The organism is Amycolatopsis bartoniae (assembly GCF_014191255.1).
GTDB classification, from domain to species: domain Bacteria; phylum Actinomycetota; class Actinomycetes; order Mycobacteriales; family Pseudonocardiaceae; genus Amycolatopsis_E; species Amycolatopsis_E bartoniae.
Window position 1 is genome coordinate 435,821 of record NZ_JACHWH010000003.1, and the last position, 11,256, is coordinate 447,076.

Annotated in this window: 11 protein-coding genes; 5 read left to right on the top strand and 6 right to left on the bottom strand. The window is 72.5% G+C overall.

Translation table 11 applies throughout. The annotated features are described in order from the left end of the window. Positions 1–82: 82 nt before the first annotated feature. Entirely contained in the window at positions 83–988 is a 906-nt protein-coding gene (locus FHX82_RS18790) for a LysR family transcriptional regulator (protein WP_145934233.1), read from the bottom strand. Between the two features lie 96 nt (positions 989–1,084). On the opposite strand from FHX82_RS18790, the gene mdlC reads away from it, so the two are divergent. Together mdlC and FHX82_RS18800 are read left to right on the top strand one after the other, a co-directional pair. Continuing rightward, positions 1,085–2,662: a benzoylformate decarboxylase gene (gene mdlC / locus FHX82_RS18795; protein WP_145934232.1), complete on the top strand. Its 1,578-nt coding sequence runs from the start codon at positions 1,085–1,087 to the stop codon at positions 2,660–2,662. A gap of 22 nt (positions 2,663–2,684) precedes the next feature. After that, positions 2,685–3,914, top strand: a complete 1,230-nt coding sequence (locus FHX82_RS18800) for an MFS transporter (RefSeq protein ID WP_145934231.1) — start codon at positions 2,685–2,687, stop codon at positions 3,912–3,914. 18 nt (positions 3,915–3,932) lie between these two features. Here the strand turns inward: FHX82_RS18800 and FHX82_RS18805 are convergent, their stop codons facing one another. Then, positions 3,933–4,136: a hypothetical protein gene (locus FHX82_RS18805; protein ID WP_145934230.1), complete on the bottom strand. Its 204-nt coding sequence runs from the start codon at positions 4,134–4,136 to the stop codon at positions 3,933–3,935. Positions 4,137–4,195: 59 nt separating this feature from the next. After that, positions 4,196–5,149 (bottom strand): LysR family transcriptional regulator, encoded by a 954-nt coding sequence (locus FHX82_RS18810; RefSeq protein WP_145934229.1) that lies wholly within the window; start codon positions 5,147–5,149, stop codon positions 4,196–4,198. 78 nt (positions 5,150–5,227) lie between these two features. Between FHX82_RS18810 and FHX82_RS18815 the strand changes: the two genes are divergently transcribed. From FHX82_RS18815 to FHX82_RS18825, 3 genes are read left to right on the top strand one after another with little or no spacing between them, the layout of a single operon-like run. After that, entirely contained in the window at positions 5,228–6,298 is a 1,071-nt protein-coding gene (locus FHX82_RS18815; RefSeq protein ID WP_145934228.1) for a PrpF domain-containing protein, read from the top strand. 11 nt (positions 6,299–6,309) lie between these two features. After that, entirely contained in the window at positions 6,310–7,764 is a 1,455-nt protein-coding gene (gene tcuA, locus FHX82_RS18820; RefSeq protein ID WP_145934227.1) for an FAD-dependent tricarballylate dehydrogenase TcuA, read from the top strand. A 31-nt stretch (positions 7,765–7,795) separates the two neighbouring features. Continuing rightward, positions 7,796–9,169 carry an MFS transporter gene (locus FHX82_RS18825; RefSeq protein WP_145934226.1) on the top strand — a complete coding sequence of 458 codons (1,374 nt, stop codon included), beginning with the start codon at positions 7,796–7,798 and terminating at the stop codon, positions 9,167–9,169. A 14-nt stretch (positions 9,170–9,183) separates the two neighbouring features. Here the strand turns inward: FHX82_RS18825 and FHX82_RS18830 are convergent, their stop codons facing one another. The 3 genes from FHX82_RS18830 to FHX82_RS18840 are packed head-to-tail and all read right to left on the bottom strand — an operon-like array spanning position 9,184 to position 11,247. After that, the gene (locus FHX82_RS18830; protein WP_145934225.1) at positions 9,184–9,579 is read right to left on the bottom strand and encodes a hypothetical protein; all 396 of its coding nucleotides are present in this window, start codon (positions 9,577–9,579) and stop codon (positions 9,184–9,186) included. 56 nt (positions 9,580–9,635) lie between these two features. Next, complete coding sequence (locus FHX82_RS18835) at positions 9,636–10,241, bottom strand: TMEM175 family protein (protein WP_145934224.1); 606 nt, start codon at positions 10,239–10,241, stop codon at positions 9,636–9,638. A 49-nt stretch (positions 10,242–10,290) separates the two neighbouring features. Beyond that, positions 10,291–11,247 carry an SEFIR domain-containing protein gene (locus FHX82_RS18840; RefSeq protein ID WP_145934223.1) on the bottom strand — a complete coding sequence of 319 codons (957 nt, stop codon included), beginning with the start codon at positions 11,245–11,247 and terminating at the stop codon, positions 10,291–10,293. Positions 11,248–11,256: the final 9 nt, after the last annotated feature.

Below are 11,256 nucleotides of genomic sequence, written 5' to 3' on the forward strand. Positions count from 1 at the left end.
GTAGCGGAGCCGGTTGACGGCCCACGGCAAGGTGGCCGCGCCACCTGAAAACGTTACTAGGGGCGATTTTTTTCCCAGGACTTCACCCCCTGGGCTCCGCCAGCACCTCGTGCATGAAGTCCACCAGCCACTGCTGCGCCGGGGTTCGCGCGTGGCGGTGGCGGGCGTACACGGACACCTGCGCGGGCTCGACCGGCATCGGCAGCTCCAGCAGCCGCACCCGGTGCTGGGCCCCGAAGACCTCGCCCACCAGCCGCGGCACGATCGCGACCAGTTCGCTGTCCTGCACCAGGTACAGCAGCGTCGCGAAGCGCGTCATCTCCAGCACGACCCGGTCGAGCAACCCCTGCGCCTCCAGCGCCCGCCGCGGGCCGTCGTGGCCCGCGGGGCCGAACACGGCGATGTGCCGCTCCGCCGCGAGCGCCCGCAGGTCCGCCTCCTTGCCCCGCAGCCTCGGGTGGTTCGCCGCCACCATGCCCACGTAGCCCTCGGTGAACAGCGGGACCCGCGCGACGCGTTGCGAGCTGAGCAGCGGGGACGCGATGAACGCGTCGATCTCGCCGCGGCCGAGCTGGTCCACCGCGTTGACCACGTCGAGCGGGCGGACGGTCAGCGTGACGCCGGGCGCGCGCGACGGCAGGGTCGCCATGAGCCGCGGCAGCAGGCACACCTCCCCGAGATCCGACAGGCACAGCGTGAACGTCGTCCGCGCCGAGGCCGGGTCGAACGACCGCGCCCCGCTGACCGCCGCCTCGATCTCCGCCAGCGCGCCGTGCAGCGGCGGGTACAGCGCCTTCGCGGTGGTGGTCGGCACGAGCCCGTTGCCGCTGCGGCGGAACAGCTCGTCGGAGAAGCGGCGGCGCAGCTTCTGCAGCCCGTAGCTGACCGTCGGCTGGGTCACGTGCAGCGACTCCGCCGTGGCGGTCACGCTGCGGGTCTCGTAGAGGAGCACGAACGTGCGCACGAGGTTCAGGTCGAAGTCCCGCATCATCGATCTCCTCTATAACGGCAGTTCGGAACATTGATTGGAGCACAGCCGGAAGCGCGCCCTACCCTCGGGAAACCCAGTCGAGGAGGACACCGCATGCCGACCGCCCGCCGGATCGCTCACGAGTTCCTGGAACGCCGGGGGCTGACCACGATCTTCGGCAACCCCGGCTCGAACGAGCTGGCGTTCCTCGCCGGGCTGCCGGACACCTTCCGCTATGTGCTCGGCCTGCACGAGGGCGTCGTGGTGGGGATGGCCGACGGCTACGCCCAGGCGACCGGGCGCCCGGTGCTGGTGAACCTGCACGCCGCCGCGGGCTCGGGCAACGCGATGGGCGTGCTCACCAACGCCGTCCACTCCCGCACGCCGCTCGTGCTCACCGCGGGCCAGCAGGTGCGCCCGGCGATCGGCCTGGAGGTGATGCTCGCCAACGCCGACGCCACGCAGCTGATGCGCCCGCTGGTCGGCTGGGCGGGGGAGCCGAGTTGCGCCGCCGACGTGCCGCGCTCGCTCGCGCAGGCGGTGTTCGAGGCCGAGCTGCAGCGCCGTCCCACGTACCTTTCGGTGCCCTACGACGACTGGTCGGCCGAGCTGGACGAGAACGCCGCCGCGACGCTGGAGCGCACCGTGCAGCGGGCGCTCGTGCCCAGCGAGGCGCAGCTGACCGGACTCGCGGAAACCCTTGCGGGCGCGGAAAACCCGGCGCTCGTGCTCGGCGGCGACCTGGACACCCCGGAGCTGTTCGAGCGGGTGGTCGCCTTCGCCGAGCACCGGCAGCTGCCGGTGTGGCTCGCGCCGTCGCCGCACCGGCTGCCGTTCCCCAACCGCCACCCGCTGTTCCGCGGGGTGCTGGCGGCGGGCATCGCCGGGGTGTCGGACGCGCTGGCGGGTTCCGACCTCGTGCTGGTGCTGGGCGCGCCGGTGTTCCGGTACCACCAGCACGTGCCCGGCGCGTACCTGCCCGAGGGCACGCGGCTGGTCCAGATCACCGACGACGCCGGGGCCGCCGCCCGCGCGCCGGTGGGCGAGGCGCTCGTCGCGGATCCCGGGCCGGTGCTGGCGGAACTGCACGCCCGCCTGCCCGCGCGGCCACGGGGAGAAAGCGCTTTCACGCCGAACCCGCCCCCGGCGACGGCGGAGGGCGTGCTGCACCCCGAGCAGGTTTTCGCGGCGCTGCGCGAAACCCAGCCCGCCGACACGCGGTACGTGGTCGAGTCCACCTCGACGCACGGGTCCTGGTGGCGGCAGGCGGATCTGCGCCACCCGGGTTCGTACTTCTTCCCCGCTGCGGGCGGGCTCGGTTTCGGCCTGCCCGCCGCCGTCGGCGTGGGGCTGGCCGACGCGGACCGCCCGGTGGTCTGCGTCGTCGGGGACGGTTCGGCGAACTACGGCATCACGGCGTTGTGGAGCGCGGCGCAGTACGGGGTGCCGGTCACGTTCGTGGTGCTGCGCAACGGAAGCTACGGCGCGCTGCGCTGGTTCGGGGACCTGCAGGGCATTCCGGACGTGCCGGGCACGCGGATCCCCGGACTGGACTTCACCGCGATCGCCACCGGGTACGGCGTGCCCGCCATCGCGGTCACCGCCCTCGACGACCTGCGCGCCCAGCTGAAGACCGCGCCCGCGGGCCCGCGCCTGATCCAGGTCGACACCGCACCGACCTCCCTCGACTGACCCCCTCCCAAGGAGTACGGCAATGACGACGTCTCCCACCACCCGCTCGGCCGCCACCGCGCTGCTGTGCTGGCTCACCGTGCTGCTGGAGGGCTACGACCTCGTGGCTCTCGGCGCGACCATCCCGACCCTGCTCAAGACGCACCACCTCGGCTTCACCGCCGCCGGGGCGACGGCGGTGGCCACCGTGTCGCTGGTCGGCGTCGCGGTGGGCGCGGCGGGGCTGGGACCGCTCACCGACCGGTTCGGCAGGCGCGGCATGCTGATCGGCTCGGTGCTGCTGTTCTCGCTGTTCACCCTCGTCACGCCCGTCGCGCCCAGCGTCGCGGTGTTCGGCGTGTTCCGGTTCGTCGCCGGGCTCGGGCTGGGCGCGTGCATGCCGGTCGCGCTGACCGTCATGTCGGAGAACCTGCCGGCGCGGCGGCGCGCGAGCGCGAGCACGTTCACGATGACCGGCTACCACGTCGGTGCGGTGCTCACGTCGATACTCGCGCTGGTGGTGGGGGAGAACTGGCACGTGCTGTTCTACGGCGGCGGCGCGGTCGGGCTGCTCGTGGTGCCGCTGATGTGGTGGCGGCTGCCCGAGTCGGCGGCCTACCTCGCGGCGCGGGAACAGCCCGAGAGCGAGCGGCTGCGGCTGCGCGACCTGCTGGGCCCGCGCTTCCGGCGGATCAGCATCGCGGTCTGGACCGGCTCGTTCATGGGGCTGCTGCTGGTGTACGGGCTGAACACGTGGCTGCCGCAGCTGATGCGCAGCGCCGGCTACCCGATCTCGACGTCGATCGCGCTGCTGCTCGTGCTCAACGTCGGCGCGGTCCTCGGTCTCGTGCTCGCCGGCCTGGTCGCCGACCGCAGGGGGATCGCGCCGATCGCGCGGATCTGGTTCGGTGCGGGCGCGGTCCTGCTGGCGGTGCTGAGCTTCCACATCGGCAACAGCGTCCTGCTCAACGCGCTGGTGCTCCTCACCGGCGTGTTCGTGTTCTCGGCGCAGGTGCTGATCTACGGCTACGTCGCGCACGCCTTCCCGGCGCGGGCGCGCGGCACCGCGCTGGGGCTGACGTCCGCGGTCGGCAGGCTCGGCTCCATCGTGGGCCCGTTCGTCACGGGCGCGCTCGTCACCGCGGGTGTCGCGTACCCGTGGGGCTTCTGGTTCTTCGCCGTCGTCGCCGCGCTGGGCCTGGCCGCGGTGGTGTTCCTGCGCGGCCGCTCACCCGCGGCCGCGCCGAGCGAAACCCCCGCGCTGCAGGGCTGAATCCGTTTTCCGGGGTCCTCAGAGGACGCCGGGGGCCTCGATGTCGGCGGCACCGAGCTGGCGCAGCCGGCGCCAGGCCAGGCGGTAGGGGTCGCGGGCCAGCACCCGTCCCGTCCGCACGTCGAACCGCGCCCTGGCCAGGGCGAGCTCGGCGGTGGGAGTCGCGACGTGGTGCTTCTTGCAGCGGGCCCAGAAGACTCGGAGAGCTTGTGCCTCATCCACACGGCAAGCGTGCAGCCTCCCGCCGCCCGCGGCCAGTGCACCCGGGGTGTTTCAACGGGTCAGGTGACACGGGCGGCCCGCCGGACGGCTTGGTCGAGGTCCTCCCGGCTGCCCCGCAGCAGCGCCGCCGTCCTGGTGAACACCTCGCGCAGGGCCGCGGCGGCGGGAGTCAGGCGGTGCTGGCGCGGCCGCGCCAGCAGGATGCGGCGGGCCGGGGCCGACGGGCCGAGCCCCACCGTGGTGACGTCGTCCCGCAGCCCGGCCAGCGCCAGGCGGGGCGCGAGCGCGATGCCCAGCCCGACGGCGGCCATCGCCTGGGCCTCCTGGTAGTCGTGCGCCCGGTAGGCGATCGCCGGCTCGAAGCCCGCCGCGTGGCAGCTGCGCGTCAGCACCTCGGCCACCGGGTGGTCGTCGCGGACGATCCACTGCTCGCCGGCGAGCTCGGCGAACTTCGCGGACCTCCGCCCGGCCAGCCGGTGCGCGGTGGACACCACCAGCGCGGTCGGATCGTCGAGCAGGTACTCGACCTCGATGCCCGGATCGGCCATCCGGCGCCATTCGTAGTCCCACAGCAGGGACAGCTCGACCTCGCGGCTGTCGAGCAGCTCCACCAGACCCGCGTTCCGTGCGCTGTGGACGGTCAGCTCCACCGCGGGGTGGCGGGCGCGGAACTCCCGCACGACGAGCGGCAGGAACGACGCCGCGACGGTGGGGAACGTGCCGACCCGCAGTGACCCGGCGCGCAACCCGGCCAGCTCGTCCAGCTCCGTCCTGGCGGCGCGCAGCTCCCTGTCGATGCGTTCGGCGCGTGCGAGCAGCGCCTGCCCGGCCTCGGTGAGCGTGATGCCGCGCGCGTGCCGTTCCAGCAACGGCTGGCCCGCCTCGGTTTCCAGCCTGCTGATCTGCTGGGACACCGCGGACGGCGTGTAGCTCAGCGCGGCCGCGGCGCCGGTGATCGAACCCTGGCGGGCGACCTCGGCGAGCAACAGCAGGCGCCGGACGTCGAAGGTCATCGCAGCCTTAACTTCCGCTAAAGGGGGCTCAACTTTTCCGAGATTGTACTCAAGGCCGTGGTGGCGCATGGTCGAGGCATGCGATACCTGCGTGGGACGTGGATGCGAGGCGGTACCAGCAAATGCTGGCTGTTCGACGACGAGGCGCTGGCCGGTGCGGACGCGGACACCCTGTTGGCGGCGGCGTTCGGGGCGGGTGACCCGCGGCAGCTCGACGGCGTCGGCGGAGCGACCTCGACCACCTCGAAGGCCGCGATCGTGCGCCGCTCGGACCGGCCCGGCGTCGACGTGGACTACGACTTCGCGCAGGTCGGCATCGGGGCGCGCCGGGTGGAGTGGGGCAGCAACTGCGGCAACTGTGCGACGGCGATCGGCCTGTACGCCCTGCTCACGGGCCTCGTGCCGGCTCAGCCCGGGCGCACCACGGTCCGGCTGCGCAACACCAACACCGGCACGTTGCTCGCGGCGACCGTGGCGACGCCGGACGGCACGGTGCCCGAGTCCGGCGACGTGCTCGTGCCCGGCGCCGCCGTCGGCGGGGTCGGCGTCGAGCTGGCCTTCCTCGATCCCGCGGGCGGCACGACCGGCTCGCTGCTGCCGACCGGGCGTGCGGTGGACCGTTTTCCCTTACCCGCCACGCTGATCGACGCCGGAGCGCCCGCGGCGCTGTTCCCGGTGAGCGCTTTCGGAAACGCGCCGTTCGAGGACCTGGTGCCCGAGCTGATCCGGCTGCGCCGGGAAGCCGCGCTGCGCATGGGGCTGGCGACCCCGGACGGCCCGGTGGACCACGCCGTGCCCAAGACCGGGGTGGTCGGGCCGCCCGTGGACTACCGCACTGCCGACGGCGTCCCGGTCGCCGCCGGGGAGTACGACGTTGCGGTGCGGATGCTGTCGATGCTCGCCCCGCATCCGGCGGTGGGGCTCACCTCGGCGGTCGCGCTCGCGGCCGCAGCCACCGTGCCCGGCAGCGTCGTTTCCCCGTACCACCAAGGAAATGTCCTGCGGCTCGGCACGCCCGCCGGAGTGGTCACGGTCGGCATCGACCGCGGCCCCGGCGGCGCGCTCGCGGCCGTCCGGATGCGGCGCGCGGCACGCAGGATCGCCGTCGCCGAGATCTCCGTGCCCGAACCGGCCCTCGCGCCGGCGTGAAAGGAAAACAGATGCACAACAGTTGGGACGTCGTCGTCGTGGGCGGCGGCAACGCGGGCTTCTCCGCCGCCCAGTCGGCACGGGAGCACGGCGCCCGCGTGCTGCTGCTGGAGAAGGCGCCGCGGGAATGGGCCGGTGGCAACAGTTATTTCACCGCTGGTGCCATGCGGACAGTCCACAAGGGACTCGATGACGTCGCGGAGTTCATCGAGCCGCCTCACACCGACCGGATCGACCTCGACCCGTACCCCGCGGAGGAGTTCCTCGGCGACCTGCGCCGCGTCACCGGCGGCCGCTGCGACCCGCGGCTCGCCGAGATCCTCGTCGGCGAGTCCCGGGAAACCCTGGGCTGGCTGCACGAACTGGGGCTGCGCTTCGAGCTGATGTTCCACCGCCAGGCGTACGAGGTGGACGGCCGGTTCCGGTTCTGGGGCGGGCTCGCGGTGGGTGCCGTCGGCGGCGGCAAGGGCATGATCGCCGACCACCTCGCCGCGGCGGAGCGGCGCGGGACCACCGTGCGCTTCGGCGCGCACGTGACCGGGCTGCTGACCGACGACGGCGGCGCCGTCCACGGCGTGCGGCTGTCCGGCGGCGAAACCGTCGAGGCGACGAGCGTGGTGCTGACCAGCGGCGGGTTCGAGGCGAACCCGGCGATGCGCTCGGCGTACCTCGGCCCGGGCTGGGACCTCGCGCTCGTGCGCGGCACGCCCTACAACACCGGCGACGGCATCACGATGGCGCTCGCCGCGGGAGCGCAGCCCTACGGCCACTTCAGCGGCTGCCACTCGGTGGCGTGGGACGCCGGGGCCGACCCGACGGGCGACCGGGACCTGACCAACCAGCTGACCCGCGGCGGCTACCCGTTCGGGATCATCGTCAACGCCGAAGGCCGGCGGTTCGTCGACGAGGGCGCGGACTTCCGCAACTACACCTACGCCAAGTACGGCGCGGAGATCCTCCGGCAGCCGGGCAGCCGGGCGGTGCAGGTGTTCGACGCGAAGGTGCTGGGCCTGTTGCGACCCGAGGAGTACGAGGCGCCGGGCGTGTCCAAGGTCCAGTCGGACACCCTCGAAGGGCTCGCCAAGGAGCTGGGTATCGACGAAACCGCGCTGGTGTCCACTGTGGAGGGCTTCAACCGGGCGGTCACGGGTGAGCGGTTCGACCCGACCGTCAAGGACGGCAAGCACACCGAGGGCATCAGCCCCGCGAAGTCGAACTGGGCGCAGCCCCTCGACACCCCGCCGTACCTGGCCTTTCCCGTGACGTGCGGGATCACCTTCACCTTCGGTGGCCTGCGCATCGCCGAGAACGGCGCGGTGCTCGACACCGCCGGGCAGCCGATGCCCGGGCTGTTCGCCGCGGGCGAGCTCGTCGGCGGGCTCTTCTTCTTCAACTACCCCGGCGGTTCCGGGCTGACGGCCGGTTCGGTCTTCGGCCGCCGGGCGGGCCGCGCCGCGGCCGTCTGAAAACGCTTCCCCACCCGTCAAGGAGGACGGTATGACCTCTGCCCAGCTGGCGGCCCGGCTCGACCGGCTGCCGATCGGCCGGTTCCACCGCCGGGTGCTCTACGCGCTCGCCGTGGCCTTCGTCTTCGAGTTCGGCGACCTCAACACCTTCGCCTACGCCGCGCCCGCGCTGAAGGAGCACCTGCACCTCACGGTCGACGACATCGCGTTCGTGACCTCGGCGTCCTTCCTGGGGATGTTCGCGGGCGCGGTGCTCGGCGGCCGGTTCGCCGACCGGATCGGCCGGCGGCGGGCACTGCTGGTCTCGGTGGCGGTGTTCTCGGTGTGCTCGCTGCTGAACGCGGTGGCCTCGACCGTGCCGACGCTGGCGGTCGCGCGGCTGCTGACCGGAGTCGGCCTGTCGGCGATGACCGTCGCGGCGACGACGTACATCTCCGAAACCATGCCCGCCGCGCACCGCGGGCGCATGCAGGCGGGCGTGATGGCGATCGGCCTGCTCGGGATCCCGGTGATGTCGTTCAGCGCGCGGGGCGTGATCCCGTTGAGCGCGGGCAGCTGGCGGCTGGTGTTCGTGTTCGGCGCGCTAGGACTGCTCGCGTTGCCACTGGTCGCGCGGCTGCCGGAAAGCCCGCGGTGGCTGTTGCGGCACGGGCACGAGGAGCGGGCGGACGCGGTGGTGACGGCGGTCGAGCGGGAGCACGGCCCGCTCCCGGAACTGGTGGTGCGCGAGGAACCGGACCCGGCGAAGGTGTCGTACCGGGCGCTGCTGACCGGGAAACTGGGGCGGCGCACGTTGATGCTGGCCGTGGCGTGGGTGTTCCAGACGCTCGGGTTCTACGGTTTCGTGTCGTGGGTGCCGACGCTGCTGGCCGAGCACGGGTTCGGCCTGGTGCACAGCCTGACGTTCTCGGCGCTGACGACACTCGGCGCGGTGCCGGGCGCGTTGCTGGCGTGGGCGATCTCGGACCGGTTCGGCCGCAAGACGCCGATCGTGGTCGTGGCGCTCGCGGTGGCGGTGTGCGGAGTCGCCTATGGACTGACGTTCAACGCGGTCGCGATCGTGGCGTTCGGGTTCTGCGTCAACGCGCTGATCCAGACCTTCGCGGCGATGCTGTACGCGTACACGCCGGAGCTGTACCCGACGGAGCTGCGCAACTCGGGCAACGGCCTCGTGTACGGCCTGGGGCGGCTGAGCAACATCGCGGGCCCGCTGATCGTCGCCGCGATCTTCGGGGCGTTCGGCTACCAGCCGGTGTTCGTCTACATCGGAGCGTGCTGGCTCGTGGTCGCCGCGACGATCGGGTTCTTCGGCCCCCGCACGGGCATGCGGAACCTGGAACACCTGACGGGAGAAGCTGCCTCAGCCCTTGACGACGTCGTGGACCAGGTGCGTCGCCCGGGGTGACCCCGGTGGCCGCGCTAGTTGGCGAAACCGGTCGTGCCGATCTCCGAACCCGGCGGCCCGGACAGGATCTGCGTCGTGGCGGCGGTGGGCTCGTCGTTCAGGTCGCCCGGCACCACGACCCGCGGCCCAGGTGCGCGGTCGCCAGCTCCCGCACGGTGGCGGCCTCCGCCGCCCGCCGGGCTGAACCGGCCGTCGGGAAAGGTCAGGAGCTTCGACTTGAGGTGGCAGGTGACGACGGTGAGCGGCCGGTCCAGCTCCACCACGACCCAGAGCACGCCGCGGCTCAGCGTGTGCTGCGGCTCGGCGGGCTCGTCGGCGGTCTGGATCGGCCGCAGGCCCGCGGGCAGCTCGTTCGTGTCGGCGAGGACCGTGAGGGGATGGCGGGACAGGACGGCCACCCGGATGACCATGGCGGTCTCCCCTCGACGCGGTCGCTCCCCGGAACTCGGAGCACGCGGCGCAGAAGTTACGCCTCACTCAACCGGCGCAACCGGGCCACCTGCGGCGGGACGAGCAGCAGGAGCAGCACGTAGTACTGGACGCCGGGCACGAAAGCGGCCAGCACGAACGCGACCACCAGCACGCCCACGCTGCCGACCGAGTTGATCAGCGAGCGGCGGGAGATGCGGGACGGGTCGTGGGCCAGCTTTTCGTTGCCGTGCACGAGGATCGTCATCGCGGACAGGCACAGCGTGTTGGCGAGGATCGTGCCGATGTAGAACAGCACCGTGAACCGGTCGCGGCCGTACGCGCCGGTGACCTCGGAGGTGAGCGGCACCACGGCGACGGTGAACAACCACGCGAAGTTCAGCCACACCAGCACGCTGTTGTAGGACTTGACCTGCTCGAACAGGCGGTGGTGGCCGACCCACTGCCGCGCGATCACGACGAAGCTGAGTGCGAAACCGCCGATCTGCCAGCCGTTCCCGGTGATCACCTCGACGGCGGGCCGGTGCTCGGCCACCAGCTCCGGCACCGAGTCGGCGAGCGGCAGCACCAGCAGCGTCAGTGCGATCGCCACCACGGCGTCGGAGAAGAAGACGAGACGTTCGGGCGTTTTCGGGCGGTCCATCGGCTTTCCCCCGGTTCGGTGATCGACACGGGAAATCTACCGGCGGCCGTCACGCCAGCGTCGGGTCACCCCAGGCGAGCTCGGGTGGCCGCGACCGGCCGCGCACCGGCGCCCCTGGCGCGACCGGTGCGCCGGGCCTCGCCATCTCCAGCCGCAGCTTCCGCACGCCGCTGACGTTCACCTCGACGGTCCTCGGGTTGCCCTGCGCGGCCCGCACCACCGGCTGCGGCCGCCCGTCGAGCACGACCCGGAAGTCCCCGACCTGGAACGGTTCCGCGGCGTCGTCCGGCACGCCCACCACCGCGGTCAGCCGCGCGTACGCGCCGCAGAGGTCCAGTTCGACGAAGCTCCACGGCTGGGCCGGCACGGACTTCGGGCGCAGCACGATGCTGTCGCCGTAGTGCCCGCCGCCGATCCACGCCTCGCCCGCCCGGACCCCGGAGCTGTGCGCGAGCCAGGGCAGGTCCTTCGCGGCCGTCGGGTGTTCGCCCCCGCCGCCCCGCCAGATCCCGCGCTCGGGCATCGGGTACTGCCCGTGCCCGGTGATCGCGGCCAGCAGCGGTTCGACCGCTTCGGGGGAGATCTCGGAAATTTCGTACCTCGTGGTGGAGTACGCGTTGAGGAACGTCGGGATGTCGTCCACCGAGCAGCCCGGCAGTACGACGGGCAGCACCCGTTCCGTCTCGCGGCTCAGGTTGCGCGTGAGGTTGTTGCGGATGATCGCCGACTCGAACTGCGAGCCGCGTCCTTCGTCCGGCGGCGCGGTCCCGTCGGCGCGGCTGCGGTAGTCGGGCGAGGCGACCACGACGATGAAGTCGGCCTCGTTGAGCTGCTCGATCGCCCACAGCGACCAGTCCCGGCGCCGGTGGTCGTCCCACTGGTCCAGGCGGACGTCGAGCCCGATCCGCGACCGCAGGAAGGTCGCGAACCGGAGTACCTGAGCCTTGTGTTCGGCGGAGTCGTGCGCATAGGTCACGAAGACCCTCGGCGCGTCGCGGTCGGCCATACCGGCATT